The 24,538-nt window shown below is 40.9% G+C and carries 21 protein-coding genes; 7 read left to right on the top strand and 14 right to left on the bottom strand.

Features of this window, described 5'->3' with window-relative positions; translation table 11 throughout:
- Positions 1 to 3: 3 nt before the first annotated feature.
- Both W908_RS00530 and W908_RS00525 read right to left on the bottom strand, forming a co-directional pair.
- Positions 4 to 990 carry a membrane dipeptidase gene (locus W908_RS00530; RefSeq protein ID WP_053819516.1) on the bottom strand — a complete coding sequence of 329 codons (987 nt, stop codon included), beginning with the start codon at positions 988 to 990 and terminating at the stop codon, positions 4 to 6.
- Positions 990 to 2,438 carry an aldehyde dehydrogenase family protein gene (locus W908_RS00525; protein ID WP_053819515.1) on the bottom strand — a complete coding sequence of 483 codons (1,449 nt, stop codon included), beginning with the start codon at positions 2,436 to 2,438 and terminating at the stop codon, positions 990 to 992. The genes W908_RS00530 and W908_RS00525 overlap by 1 nt, the downstream gene beginning before the upstream one ends.
- A 167-nt stretch (positions 2,439 to 2,605) precedes the next feature.
- Between W908_RS00525 and W908_RS00520 the strand changes: the two genes are divergently transcribed.
- The 6 genes from W908_RS00520 to W908_RS00495 are packed head-to-tail and all read left to right on the top strand — an operon-like array spanning position 2,606 to position 9,420.
- Positions 2,606 to 4,147 carry a trimethylamine methyltransferase family protein gene (locus W908_RS00520; RefSeq protein ID WP_053819514.1) on the top strand — a complete coding sequence of 514 codons (1,542 nt, stop codon included), beginning with the start codon at positions 2,606 to 2,608 and terminating at the stop codon, positions 4,145 to 4,147.
- Between the two features lie 3 nt (positions 4,148 to 4,150).
- Positions 4,151 to 4,918 carry an SDR family NAD(P)-dependent oxidoreductase gene (locus W908_RS00515; protein ID WP_053819513.1) on the top strand — a complete coding sequence of 256 codons (768 nt, stop codon included), beginning with the start codon at positions 4,151 to 4,153 and terminating at the stop codon, positions 4,916 to 4,918.
- Positions 4,896 to 5,642: an SDR family NAD(P)-dependent oxidoreductase gene (locus W908_RS00510; RefSeq protein ID WP_053819512.1), complete on the top strand. Its 747-nt coding sequence runs from the start codon at positions 4,896 to 4,898 to the stop codon at positions 5,640 to 5,642. The genes W908_RS00515 and W908_RS00510 overlap by 23 nt, the downstream gene beginning before the upstream one ends.
- An 8-nt stretch (positions 5,643 to 5,650) precedes the next feature.
- A complete protein-coding gene (locus W908_RS00505; protein WP_053819511.1) occupies positions 5,651 to 6,559 on the top strand; it encodes a dihydrodipicolinate synthase family protein in 909 nt (302 codons plus the stop codon).
- Positions 6,560 to 8,062, top strand: a complete 1,503-nt coding sequence (locus W908_RS00500) for an aldehyde dehydrogenase (protein WP_053819510.1) — start codon at positions 6,560 to 6,562, stop codon at positions 8,060 to 8,062. It begins immediately after the preceding gene.
- Between the two features lie 5 nt (positions 8,063 to 8,067).
- Entirely contained in the window at positions 8,068 to 9,420 is a 1,353-nt protein-coding gene (locus tag W908_RS00495) for an NAD(P)/FAD-dependent oxidoreductase (protein ID WP_053819509.1), read from the top strand.
- A gap of 1 nt (position 9,421) precedes the next feature.
- On the opposite strand, the gene W908_RS00490 is transcribed toward W908_RS00495, so the two are convergent.
- Positions 9,422 to 9,628 (bottom strand): hypothetical protein, encoded by a 207-nt coding sequence (locus W908_RS00490; protein ID WP_053819508.1) that lies wholly within the window; start codon positions 9,626 to 9,628, stop codon positions 9,422 to 9,424.
- Between the two features lie 65 nt (positions 9,629 to 9,693).
- Between W908_RS00490 and W908_RS08955 the strand changes: the two genes are divergently transcribed.
- Complete coding sequence (locus W908_RS08955; RefSeq protein WP_144417914.1) at positions 9,694 to 9,795, top strand: helix-turn-helix domain-containing protein; 102 nt, start codon at positions 9,694 to 9,696, stop codon at positions 9,793 to 9,795.
- A gap of 38 nt (positions 9,796 to 9,833) precedes the next feature.
- On the opposite strand, the gene W908_RS00485 is transcribed toward W908_RS08955, so the two are convergent.
- The 11 genes from W908_RS00485 to W908_RS00435 form a co-directional block, all read right to left on the bottom strand.
- Positions 9,834 to 10,892 carry an alcohol dehydrogenase family protein gene (locus W908_RS00485; RefSeq protein ID WP_053819507.1) on the bottom strand — a complete coding sequence of 353 codons (1,059 nt, stop codon included), beginning with the start codon at positions 10,890 to 10,892 and terminating at the stop codon, positions 9,834 to 9,836.
- Positions 10,893 to 10,917: 25 nt separating this feature from the next.
- The gene (locus W908_RS00480) at positions 10,918 to 11,967 is read right to left on the bottom strand and encodes an aldose epimerase family protein (protein ID WP_053819506.1); all 1,050 of its coding nucleotides are present in this window, start codon (positions 11,965 to 11,967) and stop codon (positions 10,918 to 10,920) included.
- A 34-nt stretch (positions 11,968 to 12,001) separates the two neighbouring features.
- Positions 12,002 to 13,318 (bottom strand): M24 family metallopeptidase, encoded by a 1,317-nt coding sequence (locus tag W908_RS00475; RefSeq protein WP_053819505.1) that lies wholly within the window; start codon positions 13,316 to 13,318, stop codon positions 12,002 to 12,004.
- A gap of 17 nt (positions 13,319 to 13,335) precedes the next feature.
- The gene (locus W908_RS00470) at positions 13,336 to 15,750 is read right to left on the bottom strand and encodes a GcvT family protein (RefSeq protein WP_053819504.1); all 2,415 of its coding nucleotides are present in this window, start codon (positions 15,748 to 15,750) and stop codon (positions 13,336 to 13,338) included.
- Positions 15,751 to 15,831: 81 nt separating this feature from the next.
- The gene (locus W908_RS00465) at positions 15,832 to 17,352 is read right to left on the bottom strand and encodes a trimethylamine methyltransferase family protein (RefSeq protein WP_053819503.1); all 1,521 of its coding nucleotides are present in this window, start codon (positions 17,350 to 17,352) and stop codon (positions 15,832 to 15,834) included.
- Positions 17,353 to 17,467: 115 nt separating this feature from the next.
- Entirely contained in the window at positions 17,468 to 18,481 is a 1,014-nt protein-coding gene (locus tag W908_RS00460) for an ester cyclase (protein WP_053819502.1), read from the bottom strand.
- Between the two features lie 2 nt (positions 18,482 to 18,483).
- Positions 18,484 to 20,088: a GMC family oxidoreductase gene (locus W908_RS00455; protein ID WP_053819501.1), complete on the bottom strand. Its 1,605-nt coding sequence runs from the start codon at positions 20,086 to 20,088 to the stop codon at positions 18,484 to 18,486.
- A 3-nt stretch (positions 20,089 to 20,091) separates the two neighbouring features.
- Positions 20,092 to 20,973 carry a carbohydrate ABC transporter permease gene (locus W908_RS00450; protein WP_053819500.1) on the bottom strand — a complete coding sequence of 294 codons (882 nt, stop codon included), beginning with the start codon at positions 20,971 to 20,973 and terminating at the stop codon, positions 20,092 to 20,094.
- A 1-nt stretch (position 20,974) separates the two neighbouring features.
- Positions 20,975 to 22,000: a carbohydrate ABC transporter permease gene (locus tag W908_RS00445; RefSeq protein ID WP_020028696.1), complete on the bottom strand. Its 1,026-nt coding sequence runs from the start codon at positions 21,998 to 22,000 to the stop codon at positions 20,975 to 20,977.
- A 99-nt stretch (positions 22,001 to 22,099) separates the two neighbouring features.
- Complete coding sequence (locus W908_RS00440) at positions 22,100 to 23,329, bottom strand: ABC transporter substrate-binding protein (RefSeq protein WP_053819499.1); 1,230 nt, start codon at positions 23,327 to 23,329, stop codon at positions 22,100 to 22,102.
- Between the two features lie 218 nt (positions 23,330 to 23,547).
- A complete protein-coding gene (locus tag W908_RS00435) occupies positions 23,548 to 24,528 on the bottom strand; it encodes a nuclear transport factor 2 family protein (protein WP_053819498.1) in 981 nt (326 codons plus the stop codon).
- Between the last annotated feature and the right edge of the window lie 10 nt (positions 24,529 to 24,538).

Raw genomic sequence — 24,538 nt, 5'->3', positions numbered from 1 at the left:
ATATTATAAAGATTCAAAAGATGCGTCGAAAAAATTTAACCAGTTTTTACCCATGACCAATTCAACGTCATTTTCAGAAAAACCTATGGACTTTAAACCATTTGAAATGTTTACAAAATCACGATTATCTCGAAACCACTCGGGCTGATCTGGAAATCCTGCAAAACTGGCCGAACCTTCACCGAAGTCACGATCATTAGTCCATGTGCCATTTCGCATCCACTCTACAACGCTATCAGGTTGATTTTGACATAGGTCAGTTCCAATACCGATATTATTCATCCCCATAATTTCTGCAGTATCGGCAATCATATTACAAAAACTTTCTAATGTGCAGTCTGAACCATCCTTAAGGTGGTGTGGGTAGACAGAAAAACCAAGCATACTATTACTTTCTCCAAGCGCCTTTAGAACTTCGTTTGACTTATTTCTCAGCGCAGGATGCCAGAACGTTGGATTTGCATGCGTGATTGCAATAGGACGCTCTGATATTTCTATAGCTTCTAGGGTAGATTTCTCTGAGGAATGACTCATATCGACCACTAGTCCAACCCTATTCATTTCTTTAATAACCTGTTTACCCATTCTCGTAATTCCTGGGTCGTTTTCTTCATAACAGCCAGTTCCTAAAAGACTTTGATTGTTATAGGTTAACTGCATAAACCTTGCACCTAGTTGATGACATACTTCAACGAGGCCAATATTATCTTCGATAGGGGAGCAGTTTTGATAGCCAAAAAAGATTGCTGTTCTTCCTTCTTTTTGAGCCTTTCTGACATCAGCTGCAGTTCGGCCAAGAAAAATTAAATTTGAGTAGTCCTCAAAACGACGGTTCCAGTCAATAACATTTTGGACCATCTCCTGAAAGTCTTCGTGATAACAAATTGTAACGTGAACAGCACTCAAACCGCCTTGGTTAATTTGCTTAAATATCTCCTCACTCCAATTATTGTATTGAAGTGCATCAATAAATAGTGAAGGGTGCGCCATTATGGATTTCCGCTAGAAATATAAGAAGTCTTAACTTGAGTATAAAGCTCTTTGGCATAAGTTCCTTGCTCTCTAGGGCCAAAGCTTGAATTTTTTCTACCTCCAAATGGGACATGATAGTCCGTACCTGCTGTCGGTAAGTTCACCATAACGCAGCCACTTTCTGCATTCCTTCTAAAGTGACTTGCTCTTGAGAGAGACTGAGTAATAATTCCTGAAACAAGTCCAAATTCTGTGTCATTTGCAACCGATAATGCCTCTTCATAATCTGCAACTTTGATGACGCAAGCCATCGGTGCAAAAAGCTCCTCACGATTAACTCTCATAGAGTTGTTTCCCCCAATTAATAATGCTGGCTGCATATAAAAACCAGGATTATCAAGCTCAAGCTTGTTACCTCCACAGACCACTTCACAGCCCTCTTCTTTTGCTAAAGCCATATATTTGAGGTTGGAATCAAGTTGCTGTTGACTTGCGGCTGGACCAATTTGAGTGCCTTCTTGAAGCGCGTCACCGACCTTAAGAGCTGAAGTGGATTGGCTCATGCGTTCTACAAACTCATCATGAATGGAGGCATGAACAACTAGTCTAGAAGACGCGGTACATTTTTGACCAGTACTACCAAAAGCACCTCCAGTAGCAGCCGCAACAGCGACATCCATATCAGCATCATCCATTACCACAAGTGGGTTTTTAGAGCCTAACTCTAACTGAAACTTTGTTAAATTTTTAGCGGCTGCGCCTGCAATCTGACGACCCACATCATAAGATCCAGTAAAACTGATTGCATGCACTTTTGGACTTTCAGCCAACGACTGTCCAATTGATGAACCTGAGCCCATTACTAAATTAAACAAACCCTTTGGAATATCTTGCTTGGAAATGATTTCAGTTAATGCTACTGCACTTGCTGGTGTTAAGTTCGCAGGCTTCCAAATAACAGCATTACCAAATGCTAGTGCTGGAGCAATTTTCCAGCTCGCTGTTGCTGTTGGAAAGTTCCATGGCGAGATGATTGCGACTGTTCCCATTGGCTCTCTGCGAACATCAATTTCAATATTAGGTCTGACTGAATCCGCAGTATCACCACCCTGCCTTAGGACCTCTGCTGCATAGTAAGTAAAAAATTGACCTGCCCTATATACTTCTCCTTTGCCTTCAGCAACTGGCTTACCTTCCTCTCTGGATAGCAGCTCCCCAAGTTCAGCGCTTCGCGCCATCATCTCTTCACCAATCTTCATCAATACAGCTTGACGCTGCTCAAGGCCTGTTGCAGCCCATTGTCTTTGGGCAACCTGAGCCGAATTGAGAGCATCCTCTAATTGTGAGTTACTGGCTTGAGCAAATTCTCCAATAACATCGTTTGTATTCGATGGATTGATATTAGAAATTGAACTTGCGCCTTTTACCCAGTCGCCCGCAATGTAGTTGTTAGAAAGATTAGACATGATTTTATTTGATTTTTCAAAAATTTAAATTTTACTCTTTATTATTGATTTATCAAGAATATAAGCACATATCTAAATATAGTATTTTTCAAGTTTCCATGAAAAAAAATGTTGCATTAAGTAATTAATTAATCTAGGATACTTTCATTAAATAGAAAGAAGTTAATATGCCCAATTCTACTGAAAGACTTGGAAGAGCGGCTCGAAGAAGTGACCGCCTAAAAGTCAAAATTGAAATGCTGCCGACTTTACGTCGAAATATCCCTCTTACAGAGCCAATGAATGAAGAGCAGATTGAGAAAATGGATGACGCTTCGCTGTCTATTCTGGAGGAAGTTGGCGTAGAATTTCATGATCCTATTGCACTAGAACACTGGAAGGAAGCTGGAGCCAGTGTAGAGGGGGAGAGGGTGCGCTTTGATAGAGGTCTAATTCGAGAACTCATCAAATCAATTCCAGAGAGCATCACAATGCATGCCCGAGATCCAGAGAAGTCACTTGAAATTGGTGGAAATAACTCTATTTTTGTTCCAATGACAGGTGCTCCGTTTCTGACTGATCTTGAAAATAAAAGGCGCATGCCTACCCTGGATGATCTTGCTAACTTTCATAAGCTGTCTCATATGCTCCCTGCCATTCATTCGAGTGCCCATCACATCGTAGAACCCATGGATCATGCAATTTCTCATAGACATTTGAGGATAACTTATTCATCAATGAAGCACTCCGATAAGACCTTTATGGGTATGACCAGTAGTGGTAAGAATGCTGAGGATGTAATTGAGATGTGTAAGATTCTCTTTGGTGAAAAATTCATTGATACGCACCCAGTAGTCACCGGCAACATTAATGGAAACTCCCCACTAGTTTGGGATCAAACCATGCTCTCAGCTTTAAGGGTTTTTTCAGCACACAATCAACCTGTTCTCTGCTCTCCTTTCGTTCTTGGTGGCGCCAACACTCCCGCAAGTGTTGCACCAACGGTAGCTCAGGTCAATGCAGAAGCTCTATCTGCTCTCGCCTATACTCAAGTCATACGCAAAGGAGCGCCAGCAATTTATGGCCATTACTTAGCTACGGTATCAATGCAATCTGGGGCACCTATGGCTGGAACGCCTGAAATTTCTCTCATGAATTTTATGATTGGACAAATGGCAAGACACTATAAAGTCCCTTGGAGAAGCTCTAATACGCTTGGTGGATCAAAAGTTTTTGATGCACAATCAGGCTATGAAAGTGCATCAACAATGATGGCTGTCCTGTTATCTGGCGCTAACTATATATGGCATTCTGCGGGATGGAATGAGGCTGGAATGCATTGCTCAATGGCAAAATTTGTGGTTGATGCTGAGCAATGCGAAATGGGCTATAGAATGGCTGAAGGAGTGAGATGGGATGATTTTGAAGAGGGGCTGGCTGCCATTAGAGATGTGGGTCCTGGTGGTCATTACCTTGGCCATCAACACACCATGGAAAATTTTCAGAGGGCCTTTTTTATGCCTAAACTATTTGACAATAATTCTGTTGAGCAATGGCAGGCTGATGGAAGTAAAGATACAATTCAAAGAGGACTTGAAGGGGCAAAAAAACTACTTGAAGATTATCAAGAGCCTAAGCTGGATCAAGCTAAAGATGAAGAACTCTTGGATTACATCGCTAAAAGGGAAACTACAATTCCCAAAATGGAAGCACTTAATCAGGAGCATTAAACTATGGTCAAAGATAAATCAAATGTTGTTCTTGTGACTGGTGCCACTGGTGGTATTGGAAAGTCCATAGTAAATAAATATTCACGGCAAGGTTTAACTCTAGCCATTGCTGATAAGGACGAAGAACAGGCTAACAAACTTGTTCATGAAATCAATCACGGCAATGGAAAGGCAATGGCATTTCCTGGAGACCTGTTGGATCAAAATTATTGTGATCGTCTTGCAAATGAGGTTCAAAAAAAACTTGGAAGCATTGATATTCTCATCAACAATGCTGGTCTTATGCGTCGTGGTGACATCACACAGACCTCTGATGAGGATTATGATCTATCAATGAAGATCAATGTTGAAGCGCCGTTTAGACTCATTAGAGCTGCGATCCCCTTGATGGCAGAAGCTGGAGGTGGATCCATTGTCAACGTATCATCCTGTTGGGGCATTAATCCAGGACCAAATCATCTGATCTACTGCACTACCAAGGCAGCATTAGCAGCAATGACGAAGTGCCTAGGCAGAGATCATGCTCATCAAAATATTCGAATCAATGCAGTATGTCCTAACGAAGTTAATACACCAATGCTCAGAACAGGTTTTGAAATAAGAGGTTTAAATCCAGATGATGCTATTGAAGAATTGAATCAATCTGTCCCGATAGGTCATATAGCTGAGCCAGAGGAGATTGCTAATGTGGTGTCTTTTTTAAGTTCAGATGAGGCGCGTTATATTTGTGGATCACTAGTGGAGATTAATGGTGGAAAAGCGGTTTACTAATAAAATTGTTGTTGTTACTGGAGCCACTCAAGGCATTGGACTTGCTTGCGCTGAGCGTCTTCATGAAGAGGGAGCAACCGTTTGCGCCATTCAAAGAGGACAATCAAACTTATTTGACTCTTTTAAGTTTGATCTAAGCAAAGAACAAGACTGCTCTAAAAGTATTGATGTCATTGTCAAAAAGTATGGTCGCATTGACGTATTAGTTAATAATGCTGGCATCATGAAAGAATCTTCGTTGATGGACACTTCACTTGAGGATTGGAATCAAACAATATCGGTTAATCTCACTGCCCCTTTCTTATTGAGTAAATTTGCTATGCCTTTTTTGATTGAATCTGAAGGCTGTATTGTTAATATCGGCTCAATTGAGGGGATAGGAGCTAATCCAAATCATGCGGCATATTGTTCTAGCAAGGCTGGGCTTCATGGACTAACACGCTCCATCGCAGTCGATCATGGAAAGGATGGGGTAAGGTGTAATGCTGTCGCTCCAGGATGGATAGATACAGAGCTAAATGAGGACTTTATAAACTCAATGCCTGATTCAGACCATTTTAGAAAAAATATTGGTAGTATCCACCCACTTAATAGAACAGGTAAAACAGAAGAAGTTGCCTCATTAGTTTCATGGCTTGCATCTTCAGAATCAAGTTTTGTAACTGGACAGGTATATACTATTGATGGGGGAAGGATGGCAAAAATTAGCTTGCCAAACCTCTAGGAGAACATATGAAGTTTGAAGGAATTTATACGCCAGTACTTACACCGTATGATGACAATCATGCAATAAACTTTGACGCCATCGAGCCTATGATTGAGGATCTCATTAACAGTGGTGTTCATGGGATTGTCGTTGCTGGAACAACTGGCGAGTACTATACTCAGGATACTAAAGAGCGCCTTCAGGTAATGAAGATAAGTAAGGATATCATTAATAATAGAGTTCCCTGCATTGTTGGTACTGGTGCCATTCGAACTGAAGAGTCAGTTTTCTTTGCAGAGGAGGCAGCCAAAATTGGAGCAGACGGAATATTAATAGCAACACCTCCCTATGCGCTCCCTACAGAGAGAGAAAATGCGCTTCATGCACTAGCAATTGACCGAGCAGCTGATCTTCCAATTATGCTCTACAACTATCCTGGAAGGATGGGCTCTAAGATGGGTGAGGAATATCTTGACAGGGTGGGTAGGTCATCAAACTTTTGCGCCATCAAAGAAAGCAGTGGAGATATAAATAGACTTCACCTATTAGCAAGAGATTATCCTCATATCCAGCTTTGCTGCGGAATGGATGATCAAGCCTTAGAGTTCTTTGCTTGGGGAGCCAGTGGTTGGGTCTGTGCTGGATCTAATTTCGCTCCTGAAGCTCATGTTGCTCTATACGAGGCTTGTAGAGTTGAGGGAGACTTCGATAAAGGGAGGCGAATCATGTCAGCAATGATGCCGTTGATGAGAGTTCTTGAGCAAGGTGGAAAATTTATCCAATGTATCAAGCACGGATCAATTATGAGAGGACTTCCAGTAGGACCTCCAAGAAAACCACTTCAAAAATTGAATAAAGACGATAAGCGCCAATTAGAGCAAGTCATACGAGTCATGAATCAAACTGTCAATCAAATCAAACAGGAGGGGAGTTAAATGTCAAATCTTCTAACCCATGAGGAATATAGTGCAATTGCAAATTCACTTAGCTTTCCAACCAATGCGTTCATTAATGGACAATTCCAATCTTCAAAATCAGGAAAAACATTTGAAACTATAAACCCTGCAACTGGAAATGTTATTGCCAAAGTTGCTGCATGTAATGCAGATGATGTAGACCACGCTGTTATAAAAGCAAGGGAGGCATTTGATCAAGGTCACTGGTCAAAACTTCATCCAAGTGAGAGAAAAAAGGTGCTCATTAAATTCTCTAAACTGATACAAAGAAATCTTAATGAGCTGGCCGTTATGGAGAGTGTTGACTCAGGTAAACCAGTTCGTGATTGTGCAACGATTGACCTTCCAGAAACGATTGAATGTTTACTTTGGCATGCAGAAGCCATTGACAAGGTTTATGATCAAACTGCGCCAGCAGGAGAAGATGCCTTATCCGTTATCGTTCGTGAACCGGTTGGCGTTGTTGGCTGCGTTCTGCCATGGAACTTTCCGCTTCTCATGATGGCCTGGAAAATAGCGCCCGCACTTGCTACAGGGAACTCTGTGATTGTTAAACCCGCAGAACAAACCAGCTTAACCGCGCTTAGACTGGCCGAATTGGCCATCGATGCAGGACTCCCAAGAGGCGTCCTCAATGTCATACCAGGGATGGGGCCAGATGTTGGTGAGCCGATTGGCCTTCATGCTGATATCGATATGGTTTCATTTACTGGATCAACAGAGACCGGTAGACGTTTTCTGCGCTATTCAGCAGACTCAAATCTTAAAAAGATTGTGCTTGAGTGTGGCGGTAAAAATCCAGCAATTGTTTTGGATGATGCTGAAGATTTAGACCTAGTTGCAGAGCATATTGTGAACGCCTCTTTTTGGAACATGGGAGAGAACTGTTCAGCAAACTCAAGGCTCATTGTTCAAGAAAATATTAAAGAGGCTTTACTTGAAAAGATTCTTGCACACCTCAGAGATTGGAAGACGGGTGATCCCCTTGATCCATCAAATTATCTTGGCTCTTTAGTGGATGATGAACACTTTAAAAAGGTTTGTAGCTACCTCAAGCAAGACAACATTTTAGTTGGCGGAACAACTGAAAAACCAAACTATGTTCTTCCTACTATTGTTGACCAGGTTGATCCTGACTCCAAAATAGCACAAGAGGAAATTTTTGGTCCAATCCTCTCCGTAATTACCGTGAAGTCATTTGATGAGGCGATTGCTGTTGCAAACAATACAGAATATGGATTAGCTGCCAGCGTCTTTACCTCAAATGGAAAGAAAGCAATCCGAGCTGCACGAGCCATTAAGGCGGGCACAGTGACTGTTAATTGTTATGGTGAAGGAGATATGAGTACGCCATTTGGTGGGTACAAGCATTCAGGTTTTGGCGGAAGGGATAACTCCATTCATGCCCATGACCAATATACAGAGCTCAAGACAATATGGATTGATCTCTCAGATCGGGCTCCAGAAGAGTCAGTAGATTAAAATAAATGAATCAGATCAAGCTACCCAAAAATCCTGGTGATACAGGCTGGAAAGAAATCCTTCCTGAGCGGAAGGTTAATCCAAAGCTTTCAGATCATCTCAACGCAGACTACTTGATTATTGGCGGAGGCTTTGCGGGCCTCTCTGCGGCTAGGCGTTTAATTCAAATCGATAATAAAGCAAAAATTGCTGTACTTGAAGCCTGTGAAATTGGTGAAGGCCCCGCAGGAAGAAACTCAGGCTTTATGATTGATCTTCCTCACAACTTAGCTTCAGATGATTACGTAGGAAGCCTCGATAAAGATCGTGAACAAACCCTGATTAATCGCTCTGCAATTGAATTTGCCAAGAGTGCTTCAAAAGAATATGAAATGCCAGCTGAAGCGATACAACTTGTTGGCAAAACGAATGCAGCAGCAACCCCAAAAGGAGTGAATTTCAATACAGAGTATGCAAAGCACCTAGACAAGACTAGTGAAAGCTATAAGATGCTTGATGCTAAAGAAATGAAAGACCTGACCGGAATAGATTACTACCTAAATGGCCTATGGACTCCAGGTACAGCGATGCTACAACCTGCCCTTTACATCCAGTCACTAGCAGATGGTGTCTCTAAGAGTCCCAATACAACGATTTATGAAAACTCTCCGGTCATTTCTCTTGAAGAGGAAGGAATGCATGATGGACAAAAAGTATGGAAGGCTAAAACTAGTCTTGGATCAATATCAAGTCCAAAAGTTATATTAGCAGTCAACGGATTGGTTGAAAAATTTGGATACTTTCAGAATAGGCTAATGACTATTTTTACCTACTCATCCCTATCAAGAGAGTTAACTTCTGAAGAGTCTAATATGCTGGGCGGCACTCAAGATTGGGGATTAACTTCAGCTGACGCTATGGGCTCTTCAGTAAGGCGCATTTCTGGAATGGGTGGCAATAGGATTCTGGTTCGAAACAGATGGTCTTATAATCCAAGCATGGAAGCCTCAGATTCATTTATGAATTCTGCTGCAAATAGTCATAATGAATCATTTAAAGCTCGCTTTCCAATGCTTGATAAAGTATCTATGGATTACTCATGGGGAGGTCGTCTTTGTCTGAGTCTTAACAACGTCTTTGCTCAGGGAGAGGTTGATGAAGGCGTCTACTCTGCGTGCTGTCAAAATGGCCTTGGAACTGCCAAAGGAACTGCGATTGGTATCATTACGGCTGAAAAAATTACTGGAACTATCAATAGCCTAGTGCCAGACTTTGTTGACGAGGAAGTACCTAAAAAACTGATGCCGAAACCATTCATGTGGTTTGGTGTTAATAGCTATATGCGCTGGAAAGAACTGATGGCAGGGAAAGAAAAATAACTTATTCTACTAGCTCTTCATTATTATAAATACAGCAGTGCTTTGATGGAATTTCTAGCAAAATTTTATCTTCAGGAATGATGCTTTCTCTCTTTACTTTTACTTTAATTTGAATATTATCATTAGTTGCAGAAATGAGCTTATAGTTACCAAAATCTTCAACTAAATTTATATTAGCTTCAACTGTATTTTCTGATTTCTTATTCACTACATTGATATACTCAGAGCGTATGCCAAGCTTTAAATTACTTTTTTGAGAGTCTCTGTCTTGAAATCAGAACAACCTTTCAAAACTGTAATTACAATGTTGCTTTAACGGCTCGTCAGCTTGGCCTGTCAAGAAATACGATATATTTGCATACTAAGAATTCCTAACTATTCAAGGAATTAGAAAAAATAAATTTGGTTAAACTTTATTTGGGCAAAAGAACCAACTTACCCACATACTTCTTTGATACAAAGTCTTTTTGAGCAGTAATAATATCTTTTAAAGGATAGGTCTTCGAAACGAGAGGAGTTATTTCGTTTCTTTCAATATATCCAATTAAATTTTCAAAAACTTTTCGATCTTGAAAAGTACATCCTATTAAAACCAAGTCTTTTAGGTAAAGTGTTCTAACATCAAGTTCAACAAGTGGTCCTGCGATAGCTCCAGCTGCTGCATACCTCCCACCTTTTTTTAATACATCCAGCAAGTCTCCCCAGCGCTCCCCTGCAACCAGATCAATTACCACATCAATACTCTCATTTTCTATAGAGTCTGTTAATTTATCCTCTCTATTAACAACTGTATTTGCACCAATCTCTTTAACTAAATCTAACTTTGATTTACTTGAAATTGCAACAACGCTAGCACCTCGTCTCTTAGCTAGCTGAATAGCAGCTGATCCAACACCTCCAGAAGCTCCAGTTATAAGAACAATTTCACCCTGTTTAACACCTGAACGTTCCAGTAGGTTTTCTGCTGTCGAGTATGCACAGGGAATGGATGCCAGTTCTGCGTTCGACCAATTACTTTCAATCTTGAAACTTTCATCACTAAAAGCGACCATATACTGAGCAAAAGCCCCATCGCACTCTGAGCCCATTGTCCAGCACTCATAGGGCCTATAATCTACTGCATACTGCTGCATTGTTCTAACTAATACTCGCTCACCAATTCGACCAGCATCAATATTATCTCCAACAGCAACGATTTCTCCATAGCAGTCTGCGCCCTGTATGATTGGAAATTCTAAAGGCTCACCAGACCAACTTCCATCGCCATCTTCCCCTTGGGAATTACTAGCATTGGTTTCGCCTTTGACTGACTTTGAATACCAAGCAGTTCGGGTGTTAATATCGGTATTATTGATACCTGCCCCTAAAACCTTAATCAAAACTTGATCTGAATTAGGGATGGGGACTTCAATGTCATTTCGGTACTCAAGCACCTCATAACCACCATGGCCAGTTGTCAAAACTGCGCTCATTGTTTTTGGGATTATGCTCATGCTTCTAATAATTATTTGAAAGTTTAATTATAGTATTTGAAGTGTAGGTTTCGCCCACTTTTAAAATTGGGCTCTCAAAATTATCCTGATTGATTGCATCAGGAAAAAATTGAGTTTCCATACAAAGACCATAATTTTTTCCATAAGTTCTATGATTCTTCCCTTGGTACTCCGGATGCATGTTGCCACCCGTATAAAACTGAAGTCCAGGCTGGTCACTAGAGTACTGAACTCCCATCCCTGTTAGATTACTCCACACTCTTGCCACTGGCTTCATTTCTTTTTCGTTATTTACAACATAGTTAATATCAATACCGCCTTGATCTATGAGCTCTTTCGAAATAGGGTTGCTTTCTATGAAATCATATTTGGTATTAGCAACATTTAAGAGATTGCCATTCGGTATCAAATCAGAATCTACCTCGCAAACCTGATTTCCATAAATCTGAGCACTATGATCAAGAATTTTTCCATAATAATCATTGTGACCATGAAAGTTCCAATAGTTATGATTTGTAATGTTGACAATAGTGTCTTCATCTGTCGTTGCTGAATAACAAATTGAAAATTCGTTCTTGCTATTGAACTTATATTGAGTAGTACAGGATAAATTACCAGGATATTTTTCTTCTAGATGTGAAGATAGATAGGACATTGATACGATGACTTCGTCTTTATTCTCATCAATTGAATCTATCGTCCAAAGCCTCTTATTAAAGCCAGTGCTTCCTCCATGAAGATGATTATTTCCATTGTTATTATTTAATTTATATTTTTTATTGTTAAGTGTAAATTCAGCATCCTTCATTCGATTGCAGACTCTTCCAGTAATTACATTGAAAAAGCTTCTATCCGTTATGCAACCCAAAGGATCTTCATAGCCAAGAATTACATCCTCAGTTAATTCTGGATTATTTTCATAAGGGATTAAAACTTGATGGATATAGCCGCCGAAATTTGAAAATGTAACACTGAAATTATTATCATTTGTAATACTAACAAGATAAATATTCTGACCTTCAGCACTAGAAATTAATTCTTTAGTTATTTTCATAAGGACTCTATGTAGAAATTAATCTTTTTATAGTCTAGATTAACAATTCCGTTTCAAATGGATAATTTGTTAACAATTCATGGCCACCTTCAGTCACTAATACTTGTTCTTCGAGTTTAACGCCAGGCCCTCCACTAAATCTACCGACATAGGTTTCTACGCACAGCACCATCCCCGGTTGAAGAACCCCATCAAAACTATTCTCATTTAGCTCCCAGCTAAAAGGTATAGCAGGGAACTCATCACACAAACCTACGCCGTGGAAAAGGACCGAGTAATGTCGAAACTCCTGCTTCGAGTACTCCTTAGCATTAAGTGTTAACTCTTTAAAGGTTACGCCTGGTTTTAACAACTTCATATTATTTTGAATTTGTTCATAGCCCATGGTGTAGATTTCTTTTTGTTCATCAGTCGCCTTCTCATCGCCGCACAACCATGTCCTAGACATATCAGTACAGTATCCATAAGAGCCAACCAGGTCCGTATCAAAACCCATTAACTCACCGCTTAGTATGGGTCGTGATGAGCACTCCTGATACCATGGATTTGCTCTGGGACCTGAGGCAAGTAGTCTCGTTTCAATCCACTCTGCTCCCCTGGAAACGGCCTCCATTTGGAAGCGACTCCAGAGCTCTTGCTCAGTTATGCCTGGCTTAAAGTGATTGCGCATCAGCTCCATTGATTTTTCACATGAAAAGATAGATCGCCTCATCGCCTTCATCTCATCATCAGACTTAATAAGCCTTGCGAGCTCCATAACCTCTTCACCATTAGCAAGCTCAAGTCCATTTGACTGAAGTTCATGAATTCCCTCTGGCGCACAATGATCAAGCGCTAGTTTTTTGTTTCCTTTACCGTATTCTCTAACTATATCAACAATTTCAGACGCCCATATCTTGGCTCTCTCTTTACTCTTGTCTCCAGCCGTAAAGTATAAATAGGTGACTGCATGTCTGACTTCAGTAATTAAAGGATTGTGGTTTGATAGAAAATCATGGGCATCAAACTCAAAAATAATGACAGGACCATCCGTCATTACAAGCGCGTAACGAGCAGCGTTATGGGAGGTCCACAAAGACATATTTGTACTGTCTGTTGCGTAACGAATATTTAATGGATCGTAGAGAAGAATACCGGCACAGTCAAATTCAACGAGTTTTTCTCGAACTCTTTTGAGTCGATATTCCCTAATTTTTGTCATATCTGGGTTTGCCAAACCAGCCTCTAGCCATTCAGACTCAGCAAGCTCTCCGGGGCCTAATGCATGTTTATTTAGACTATAGATATCCTCTTCACCTTTTAGGTGAGAGCCTATTTTTGCATGGTGTCTTTTAGCTGATGTAAAACTCATTTAATAATCCTCAATGGTCATCTCATTTTAGATCCAGACGGATCATAAAGGGGCTCCATGACAATGGATGCCTCTTTGAACTCTCCCAATATCTCTACTTCAAGTTTTGCATTGGAGTCAATTAATTCAACTGGAAGATAGGTCATCGCAAGTGATTTTTTAACCGAATGTCCATAGCCCCCTGAAGTAATATAGGAAACACACTCCCCATTATGCATCACTGCCTCGTCACCACTGACATCAGTTTCAGTATCGATATGTATTACTGAAAGCTTTTTGCTTGGTCCATTCTTTTTCTCAATTAATGCTGCTTTTTTTCCTATAAAGTCCTTGTCCCAGTCCACGAAGAAATCAAGACCTGACTCCATTATTGTAAAGTCTGGCCTGAAGTCCATGGTCCATGCTCCCCAACTTTTCTCAAGCCTCATAGACATCAAGGCTCTGCCTCCAAACCACTTGAGATTAAGATCTGCCCCTGCCTCTTCTATAGCCTCAAAGAGTTTCAGTTGGTACTGAGGAGCCACATAAATCTCATAGCCAAGCTCTCCAGTAAATGAAATCCTAACGCAGAGGGCTGGCACACCACCTATGAACGTATCTTTTATATCTCTGAATTTAAATGCCTCTGAACTGACATCTTCCCGAGTAAGCCTTGATAACAATTCTCGAGAGTTTGGACCCGATATCGCAATACCATGAAAATCATCTGTCATGTTCTGATAGACAACGTCTTGAAGACCCTCAAGATGCATCTCAAACCAGCGAAGGTGCATATTTTGTGCAACACTGGAGCCAAACAAGTAGTAAGTTTCATCGTCAATGCAGGACACAGTCAGGTCTCCATTGAGCTTACCGCTCTCCAAAAGCATAGGTGTCAGATTCACTCTTCCAGGCCTTGGAATCCGGCCTGCAAGCACCTTTTTTAAAAATGCTTTAGCGCCCTTGCCAGTGAACTTGTGATTAGCAAAATTAGCGACTTCACTTGCACCAACAGACGCCCTCACAGCTTCGACTTCCTTAGCTACGTACTCATGAGATCTTGACCTGTGAAATGTTGGCTCTTCGTAAGCATCCTCCGGGGAGTTGGCAAACCAGAGCACGTTTTCAAGACCAAAAGAATCTTGCCATACTGCACCTTTCTGGGTTAGACGGTCATAGATTGATGTTGTTTTCTGACGCCTTCCTTTAGGCAGCGTTTCGTTAGGAAAGGTCATCACAAAACGTCGTTCATAATTTTCAGATGACTTAATAACCCCCCATTCAGGAGTCGCAAAATCTCCAAAACGTGCAATATCCATCGCCCAAACATCAATCGATGGCTCTCCTTCAATCATCCATTCTGCTAGGGTCTTTCCTACCCCACCAGCCTGACAAAATCCAGCCATGACGCCAACTGCTGTCCAGTAATTCTTCATTCCAGGGACTGGACCAATCATGGGATTGCCATCTGGAGAAAAAACGAATGGTCCATTTATTGTGTCCTTGATGCCAGCATTCTGAAGTGATGGGATACGCTCAAAAGCCAAAGCCAATCGATCGGCGATTCGGTCTAAATCTGGCTCGAGCAAATCATGTCCAAACGTTTGCGGAGTCCCATCTAAAGACCAGGGCGTTGACTGAGGCTCATAGGTTCCTAGTAGAAGGCCTGAGCGCTCTTGTCTGAAATAGATATTTGCTTCATAATCAATACATGCAGGCAATCTCTGACCCTCTGGAAGTGAAGTAATCTTATCGATCTCTTCGGTAATTAAGTAATGGTGCTCCATGGGTACAACTGGTAAATGGATACCAGACATGCGTCCCAATTCTCGGGCCCATAGCCCTCCAGCATTGACAATATGTTCAGCATGAATATTTCCTTTCTCAGTCACCACATCCCAAGAGCCATCAGGTCTTTGATTCGTTTCAATAACAGGTGTATGCGTATAAAACTCAGCTCCATGAACTCGTGCTGATTTTGCATAAGCATAAGTCACACCTGACGGATCTATATCACCATCAAGTGGGTCCCATAAAGCTGCAACATAATTTTCAGGATTAATAAGAGGATGCTTTTCAACAACCTCATCTAAAGAAACAAACTCTTGATCAAGACCCATTGACCTTGCCTTGGATCTTTCCCTTTTAAGATAGTCATGCCAGCTCTGGTTAGAGGCCAAATAATATCCTCCAGTGCTATGCATTCCTACAGAGTGTCCTGAGGTCTCCTCAATCTCTTTATAAAGGTTAATTGTGTAATCTTGAAGTCTGGAAATATTTGGATCAGAACTAATCGTATGAATTTGTCCTGCTGCATGCCAACTAGAGCCAGAAGTTAACTCATTTCTTTCAAGTAAGACAACATCCTTCCATCCCATTTTTGCAAGGTGAAAAAGGATTGAGCAACCAACAACGCCGCCTCCAATTACAACCACTCTTGCCTGATCTTTCATAATAAATCCATTAATAAACTTTAAATGTTAATTCAAAAAAGAATGAAACTCAAGTTAAAAAATATTGAAAAAATTTAGCACTTACAGTGGCGCTGCCCCGCCTTCAGAAACTCTTCTATCTACAAATCCTGAAAGCTCCTCCTCGACCTCAGGAGCAAGCTTAGGCTCTTTATAATCGTCTAGAAGCTGCTTCCATATTTTATTAGCCCTTTGGGAAGCCGTTTCGGATCCTGCATCTCTCCATGATTCAAAGTTACGCCAGTCTGATAGCATTGGATTATAGTGCTCAGTTTCATAACGATCTAGGGTTTGCTGGGCTGCAAAAAAATGAGAGGCAGGGCCAACTTCCGCAATAGCCTCAACCCCAAGAGTGTCATTATTAACCAGCGATGGCATAAGAAATGCCTCCATCATTTGATTCATCTCTGCATCTAAGATGACCTTCTCATATGACGCACAGAGCCCACCCTCTATCCATCCGTGCCCATGCAAAATAAAATTAACTTGTCCAAGCATGCATGCCCACAAAGACATCTGAGATTCATAAACGGATTGCTCATCGGGCGCATTGGAGGCGTTTGCATTTGAGGCGCGAAGAGGGATTTTATATTTTCTGGCGAGTTGGCCACTTGCTATTGTCGCCTTAGTATATTCAGGTGTGCCAAATGCGGGGGAGCCGGACTTCATATCCACGTTTGATGTGAAGCTGCCATAGATCGCTGGAGCTCCTGGGTTGACACATTGATGAAAAGCAAGGCCAGCAAGTGACTCTGCATTTTGCTGAACGAGTGCTCCTGCAACAGTAATTGGGGCCATAGCCCCTGCTAAAGTGAAGGGGGTATAGATAACAGGCTGATTATGTTCGGCCATTTCAATGGCTCCCTCCAAGAGTGCCTTGTCGTAAACCAATGGAGAATTCGCATTGACGACTGTCGTAATTGATGGCTCTTTTAAAAGCGTTTCTCTGTCAATACCTCTTCCAATTCTAACAATTTCGATGGCATCTAACATTCTCTCGCTGCCGATAGCGTATCCAAATAATGGCTTTGTAGATAAACGAGCTGCTGCTGATACTGCATGCAAATGACGCTCACTAACATCTAAATCACAAGGCTCAACGGGGTATCCTCCTAATGCATGAACCGTATTCAATATCTCTCCGAGCTTAATTAAGTTTGAATAATCTTCAAAGTTACCTAAGATCCGGCCTCTATCCAGATCGGAGACATTGGGAGCACTCGATACTAGAGTATTGATGACTGATTGGCCACCAACATGAACGTGTCTGCCTTTGTGTCTTCCATGAAGAGTAAATTCGCTAGGGGTTGTAGAAATTTTTTCCATCACAAAGTCAGGATCAAACCTAACGCGCCGGCCATCACTACCAATCATTGCGCCTTCTCTCTTGAGAATTTCGACAGCGCGCGGTGACTGGATATCCATTCCAGTATCACACAATACCTTTAATGATGCCTGATGGATTGCTTCTATCTCATCCTCAGAAAAAATAGACATCGGCTGAAAGGGGTTCTTTTTTTGGCCATAGGGAGCCTGCTGAAAGTTAGTAACCTCTCTAACGCTTTTACTTCGACCTCTTCTCATATTTTGAGATTTAAATTTGCTTCAATATAACTGATGTTAATTTAAAAAAGTATCAAACTCAAGTTAAAAAAATTAAGTAAAAATAGTGAGCTGTGTTCAGCTCACTGATAAGTTTTTAAGTTCTTGGAGTCTTTTTGATTCGATCTAAAATATCAACACCCTGTTGATTCCAAAAATGCAAGAGATCAATGAAAATCCAATTTTCAGAGAGTTTATCTCCTTCACGACGATACATATCTATGACCCTCATATCTCCAGGTTTTTCCGAAGCAGGCATTCCCATAAAACCACCTGTAGGAGTTAGAGTAAGGTTAGGCCATCCAAAAAAACCTCCAAAATTTCCTTCCGCAAGTTTACAAAGATGGCCATTAGAGATTCGATCCTTAAAACTAGCCCTAAATGGACCAGAGTGCTGCTCAGCATACCTTTCAATTGTATAACTTGAGCCAATACCAGCAGGACCCCACCAAATCATATTTTCGTTCCAGCTAGCTCTAAGCTCATCAACTAATGATATTTTTCCTGTGTGCTTCCAACCTTTAATATCTTCAATCATAAAGTTTATTGAAGCTAGTGTCTTTTCACCTTCTTCCATATTTTGCTCTTCGTACAACAAACCCTCATGAGTCATCGGTCCTGGCTGAACAAGATGGGCACCTGTTTGAGGTGGAAAGGGGTTTAATCCAACCTGCAGCATGACATGTGGAATATCAAAAAACATTGCAGTTTCAGTAATTTTTCCATTTTCAACTCTATTAAACTCACAGTAACGAAGGAAGGCCATTTTTCTCGAGGGCTGAATTCCAAGCCATTCATTATCAAATAGACCCATAAGATTTCCCATAGAAATTACCCAGACAGATTCAAATCCGTCAATTTGATTTTTTCCTGCAATGAAAATATCCATACGTCTTTGAATATTTTTAAATGCATGACGAAATGGCTGCCAGAAAATTTCAGAAACCTCCTTGGCATCCGAAATCTCATTAAAAGGATGGAAACCTCTCCAAATATAATCCTCACTAATATAGTTTTGTAAAACTTTTGTAATATCATTACCATTCGCAGAATCTAGTGCTTTGTAATAATCACGAATTAAGTTTTTTTCGTTTTGAAAATTTGTAGTCATATTTATTCCTTTTCTAATATCATTCTAGCTCCTCGCTCAGCAATCATCATCGTTGGGGCAGAGGTATTACCACTAACAATGCTTGGCATGACTGAGGCGTCAATCACTCTAAGGTTACTCATACCTTTTACTTTTAAATCACCTGGTGAAACGACTGATAGATCGTCAGTACCCATTTTGCAGGTCCCTACAGGATGATAGACGGTAACTGCAGTCTTACGAATATATGCCAATAGATCCTCATCAGATTGGATAGATTTTCCTGGAGCCATCTCCTCTCCTCGAACCTCGTCAAACTCTTCAGATGATAAAACCTCTCTCGCTTTTTTAATTGCCTCAACAATGGTTACCTCATCCCTGGTATCAGATAAAAAATTGTGGTCAATCAGCGCTTTGTGCATGTCTCCATCCTTCTTAATTTTTAATGATCCTCTACTGTGGGGTCTTAATAAACATGTAAAGAGTGAGTATCCATGCCCAAACTCAAACTTTCTGCCTCGATGACTCCGGTATATAGGCGTGAAGTGAAACTGAACGTCGGGATAATCAGGTTGGCCAAGTTTTGTGTTTGCAAAACCTCCAACTTCAACATAATTACTCGTCCACCAGCCCATCCTCCTCAGAAGAAAATTGAATGGAGAGGTAATGACTTTTGGCAACAGAGACCTCCAAGAAATCCCAATTGACTCTGCTTTTTTTGATCGAACTGTGACCATAGTGTCGAGGTGATCTTGAAGATTCTCACCAACTCCTGGAACATTGTGTTGACATCTAATCCCTTCGGCTTCAAGCTCCTTCTTATTCCCTATCCCTGAGGATAAAAGTATCCTTGGTGACTCAATGGCACCAGCAGACAGCACAATCTCTTTATTGCAATGTAATTCTTTATCAACACCATTCACTTGAATCTTCAAAGATTTAGCAGTATCACCTTCAATCTCAATTGATTGGGCTCTGGCGTGAGTCATTATGGTTAGATTGGTCCTCGAAACAATAGGCTTAATAAAGGCTCTATACGAGTTCACTCGAGTGCCTTTATCCTGAGTAACCTTGTAATCACCCAGACCTAACTGAGAGGCACCATTAAAGTCTGTGTTATATGCAAGTCCTATATGATTTCCCGAATGGATAAAGCGTTGGGCCGTTTTATTGATCTCTTGTTGAATAACAACTGGCCACTCTCCATCCATCGAATGGTAAGTAGGGTCTCCCCCTGTTTGATCGTTCTCAAGTTTTTTAAAGATTGGCAAAACATCATTATAAGACCAGCCCTTGCATCCTAGTCTCTCCCAATTGTCATAATCATTCTTATTGCCACGGATATAGATCATGCCATTAATGGAGCTCGATCCTCCAAGACACCTACCTCGATTGACCTTTATTAATCGGTCATTCAAATGTTTTTGGGGAGTGGTCTTATAGTTATAATCAAGTTTTTTATGGTCAATGGCCATGGAAAGACCGGCTGGGATTTTGACCCATGGACTCTTGTCACTGCCACCGCCCTCAATAAGACAAACAGTATTTTCAGGGTTCTCACTCAGACGATTGGCTAATACGCATCCAGCAGAACCTGCACCAATGATAATATAATCAAACGTGGACAATGACTAGCCCTTCACTGCACCAGCTGTTAGTCCACTAACAAGCTGTCTTTGAAAAAACATAACCAGAATAAACAATGGAATTATGGAGGATACAACTGCTGCAACCGCAAACATAATATTACCTTCTGTTTGAGTAGTGCCCATAAAGCTGGCAATTTTAGGGACCATGGTTTGGTTTTCTTGAGATAGCAGTATCCCTGTAACAGCAAAATCATTATATGCCAAAAGAAATGAGAAGAGACCAGCAGTAATAACTCCTGGCCACATCACTGGAATAATGACATGTCGAAATGCTTGGAACTGACTACAGCCATCTACCTTTGCACTCTCATCAAGCTCTTTCGGAATTGTTTGAAAAAATGAGTGCAGCATCCACAATGTAAATGGCTGGTTTATAGCCACTAAAACAATAATAGTGGTCGGAAGTGTTCCCCAAACATTCCAGTCATAGAAGGGTTGTAGATACCCTGAAACAAGAGTGATTGGGGGCAATGCACGAAAAACAAGTGCAATTATTAATAGCCAAAATGAATAACGAAAACCAGACCTTGAAAGGGCATAGCCACCTAAAGTTGCAAGCGTTAATGATGTGAGTACCGTACAAAAACAAACTATCGCTGTATTAAGAAAAGCGCGCCAAAACTCTTCTTGGATCCACGCCCCATCATAACCTGCGCCTGTAAAAGACTTTCCATGTACTACTTGCGTTCTTACCCCAGAAAAAACATTAGTCCAGTCTAACTTAGAGAAAAAATCCAGCTCTACTTTGAATGAACCCCACATAGTCCACATAAATGGAAAAGCTGCCAGAATAAACCAGAACAATACAAAGCCATATATTAATATCTGGAGTGCTAGTGGTCTTTTTATTTGATTTGAAGTCATATTATTTCTGAGGATTGAATTCACGCCATGTTCTAATCAAAACTGGCATTAGAAGTATGATGACACCAATTATTGTCAACACTGATGTTGTGGCAGCGGATGACATAAGCCTGATTTCTTGACCAATATCATTCCATATAATCCATGAAAGAGAGGTCGCATGTGCCGAGGCACTAAAACCAACTATTGGCTCAAATACTCGGAAATTATCCATCAGTTGAATTAAAGCAACAAAAGCTACTAATGGAGATAAATGGGGCACAACGACATGATAAGTTTGCTGTAAACGAGAGGCTCCATCAATCATTGCTGCTTCTATAGTTTCTTGCGGAACAGTCTGGAGTCCAGCATAAAAAACTATGAAGGCAAAGGGGGCAGAATGCCAAACACCATATACAATGAGTGTTATCCAAGTTAGGCCAGTTGATGCCTTTAATGACAGATTAGGATCTGCAAATAATTCTTGGAGTCCTGAACCAATAATACCTCGTGAATCAATCATCCAAAACAGAATCAACGAACCAACTAGAGGAGTTACAATCATTGGTAGCAATGAAAAGAAAACCATAAGCCCTTTAAGATGTCGATGCAGCGAGTTGACTGCCAGTGCAATTATCAATCCAAATAATATAACTAATGGTGTTACCACTAAGACAAAAGTTATCGTAAATCCCATTGCTCTATAGAATGGAAGATTATTAAGACCTGACACAAAATCAATTAAGTTTGTCTTATTCTCCCAAAGCTCACCGACCTCTTTAAAGGCTAGATGGTTTCTATCAGTATAGATTTGAAATCCAACCCACTTGCCTTTTGGCTGCTCCTCTTTGATTTGTTTACTCGCCTCATGATCAATCGTTGTTTCAGATTTACAACCAAATGGATCACACGATTCAACAACAACCAGAACCGCATCATGAGGAGTATGAAGTGATTGACTTACAATCGAAGTTAAGGGCAGGGCAATGAACAAAAACATTGCTAAGGCTGTAGGTAAAAAGAACCAGAAAAAAGTCTTATGCTTCATATGGAAATAACAAGATTAGATCAACTCAATTATACAAAAAAAGAAAAGGGCATGTATAACACACGCCCTAATCTTAGGAGATAAACAACTTATAAAAGCTTATAAATAACCTTTTTCTTTCGCAGCTGTTGTGTATGCGGCTTCTAAACCAGCTAAAGCTTGCTCAGCAGTTTCTTTGCCTTGCATGAAGTCAACTAATTCAGAACCTGCAGCTGAATGCATTAGGCCTGCATATGGCAACATTGGATAAGGCTTAGTTCCCATTGCAGCAGCAGCAAATACACCTGCAGCAGCTGGAGTAGGCTCATAACCATCAATTAGCCAAACAGCTTGTGGTGCAGTCGTTTCGTTCAACATTTCTGGACGAATTGCATGCATCAAAGCCATAAAAGTAGCCTCTGCATCTGCATCTGAAATGTTCTTGGCTACAGTAAATCCATCCCACCAAAGGGTTGAAGCTGCAGTTGAACCACCACCAACTGTCATAGGGCCAGCAGTAGCTGTTGCAGCGACTACAGCGGCATCTACCTCGTCACCTTTAAGAGCGCCGATACGTGATCCCCACATATTCATAAGTGCAACATTACCAGCTTTCCATTCAGCACTTGTTGCGTTTGAGTCATGCGTTAGGTAGTCTGGGTTCATGAAGTGAGATAACTGCTTCATCATGTTAAGTGTGTCATAACCATGCTGGTTGTTAACAGCAATTTCAGCTGTTCCTGGCTTAAAGAACTCACCGCCATGGCCAATGTACATATTGACGAATTCTTCAGCTAAGTTCCAACCCGCTGCATAAGCACCGCCAACTGGATTCTTCATCAAACCACTCGAACGAATCCTTCCAGCAGCTTCTAACATTTCTTCATAGGTAGTTGGAGCCGCAATTCCTAACTGATCCAAAATATCTGATCTATATGTAAGGTGTTGAGCGTTCGCCATAAAGGCAATACCCATAATATTTCCATCAATTGTAACTAACTGGCTTTTCTGAAGACCTTGTCCATGTTTTTCAACAAGATCATTCAAAGGTCTAATCACATCATTGTTCATTAGTGCAACAATAGACGAGTTTGCAACAATCGCTGATGTAAATTCAGCTGGATTACCAGTCATACCAGGAAGATTAATTTTTTGATGATCAGCTGTTAAGTTTGTTTCAACTGTAACGCCATCACCAGCACATTCCATTGCTCCCGCTCCAATAGTTTGGATCGCTGGGAACTCATTACCAACAATACTTACTCTTCCTTCAGAAATCCCGCAACCTGCCCAGGCACTTGAAGCTAGAGTAGTAAGAGCTACAACTGTAGCTACCTTTTTTAAAAACATAATATCACTCCTTTTTTTCAATTAAATACTCATTAATAATACATCATATGAAACCTTAAAACTTTTTTTGCATACGATTGCAAATTATTATAACACAGTAAAATATCTTTGAGCTATCATTTTGCATTCGTATTCAGTAAATAGTATATCTTAATAACTTAAATCCTAACAATAAATAGTAATGCCTAAGTACCTAAAAATTATTTTTTAAAGCCACTCTACTTCTGCCAATTCGGGAGTGGGTCATATCCCAACTGCAATAAAAGATTTGGTACATCGACAAACACCCAATTTTCCACTAAAAGCTCATTTTCACGCCGCCACCAATCACAGACACGCATAAAAACTCGCTCGTTGCTTGGGCCTTGTCCTAGGAAGGGTTTGACGTTGATACCGGTCAAGGATGGCCAGCCCCCTGAACAGGTGTAATTACCCTCGCCAAATCTTGTAAAGTGTTTTGTAAAGCCATTATTTTTTGTTCCACCTGACCATCCTTCAAACTGAGATTCAAATGGAACCTGAAATGAAGCGAACTCGTCAACGCCAATAAAAGAGCCAAACGCACCCGGCCCATACCACATCATATTCTTATGCCAATAGGGACGCCACGCCTCATCCTTTGTCGCTAATTTGTCAAGCATATCAGTCACAATTTGATAGCTTTGCTGGCCTTCGACAGGGTCAGAATAACTTTTGAGGACGCCATCTCGTGATGCAGGCCCTTGAATTAGCCCGGTGTATCCTCGCGAATGCCCTGGCCCCATATCCAAAGGCCACTGATTACAGGCAATCATCAGTTCTGGAATGTCTAGATAGATATAGCTTTCAACAGCTTGGCCTTTCTCAATACGGTGGAATTCACCATAGCGAATAAAACTAAGCGTTTTCGTGGCTTGAAGGCCAATCCAATCTCTTACAAATTGCCCTACATAATAACCAGTTGAACTGATCCAATTTTGTCCCTCAAATTCTCCAGCCATGAAGATGTCATCTCGCCGATAAAGGCCTTTAAATGAGTGTTGAAGTGGCAATAAAAATTCATTGAGGTAGGCATCTGCACCAGCCAGCTGATTAAAAGGGTGGACAACATTAATGTCAGCATCCTCACTGTAAAAACTCGCAATGTTCGAAGAGAAGTCTCCCGGATGGCTCAATGCCTTTGCATATTTGAAATAGAGTGAACGGTCATTTATTGACATAATTTTTTCT

This window comes from Candidatus Pseudothioglobus singularis PS1, from assembly GCF_001281385.1.
GTDB classification, from domain to species: domain Bacteria; phylum Pseudomonadota; class Gammaproteobacteria; order PS1; family Pseudothioglobaceae; genus Pseudothioglobus; species Pseudothioglobus singularis.
This window is presented reverse-complemented; position numbering and strand designations above follow the sequence as displayed.

Coding starts and splice junctions, on each gene's coding strand:
- W908_RS00530 (WP_053819516.1), bottom strand. CDS start 990: ATGGCGCACCCTTCACTATTTATTGATGCACTTCAATACAATAATTGG.
- W908_RS00525 (WP_053819515.1), bottom strand. CDS start 2,438: ATGTCTAATCTTTCTAACAACTACATTGCGGGCGACTGGGTAAAAGGC.
- W908_RS00520 (WP_053819514.1), top strand. CDS start 2,606: ATGCCCAATTCTACTGAAAGACTTGGAAGAGCGGCTCGAAGAAGTGAC.
- W908_RS00515 (WP_053819513.1), top strand. CDS start 4,151: ATGGTCAAAGATAAATCAAATGTTGTTCTTGTGACTGGTGCCACTGGT.
- W908_RS00510 (WP_053819512.1), top strand. CDS start 4,896: ATGGTGGAAAAGCGGTTTACTAATAAAATTGTTGTTGTTACTGGAGCC.
- W908_RS00505 (WP_053819511.1), top strand. CDS start 5,651: ATGAAGTTTGAAGGAATTTATACGCCAGTACTTACACCGTATGATGAC.
- W908_RS00500 (WP_053819510.1), top strand. CDS start 6,560: ATGTCAAATCTTCTAACCCATGAGGAATATAGTGCAATTGCAAATTCA.
- W908_RS00495 (WP_053819509.1), top strand. CDS start 8,068: ATGAATCAGATCAAGCTACCCAAAAATCCTGGTGATACAGGCTGGAAA.
- W908_RS00485 (WP_053819507.1), bottom strand. CDS start 10,892: ATGAGCGCAGTTTTGACAACTGGCCATGGTGGTTATGAGGTGCTTGAG.
- W908_RS00480 (WP_053819506.1), bottom strand. CDS start 11,967: ATGAAAATAACTAAAGAATTAATTTCTAGTGCTGAAGGTCAGAATATT.
- W908_RS00475 (WP_053819505.1), bottom strand. CDS start 13,318: ATGAGTTTTACATCAGCTAAAAGACACCATGCAAAAATAGGCTCTCAC.
- W908_RS00470 (WP_053819504.1), bottom strand. CDS start 15,750: ATGAAAGATCAGGCAAGAGTGGTTGTAATTGGAGGCGGCGTTGTTGGT.
- W908_RS00465 (WP_053819503.1), bottom strand. CDS start 17,352: ATGAGAAGAGGTCGAAGTAAAAGCGTTAGAGAGGTTACTAACTTTCAG.
- W908_RS00460 (WP_053819502.1), bottom strand. CDS start 18,481: ATGACTACAAATTTTCAAAACGAAAAAAACTTAATTCGTGATTATTAC.
- W908_RS00450 (WP_053819500.1), bottom strand. CDS start 20,973: ATGACTTCAAATCAAATAAAAAGACCACTAGCACTCCAGATATTAATA.
- W908_RS00445 (WP_020028696.1), bottom strand. CDS start 22,000: ATGAAGCATAAGACTTTTTTCTGGTTCTTTTTACCTACAGCCTTAGCA.
- W908_RS00440 (WP_053819499.1), bottom strand. CDS start 23,329: ATGTTTTTAAAAAAGGTAGCTACAGTTGTAGCTCTTACTACTCTAGCT.
- W908_RS00435 (WP_053819498.1), bottom strand. CDS start 24,528: ATGTCAATAAATGACCGTTCACTCTATTTCAAATATGCAAAGGCATTG.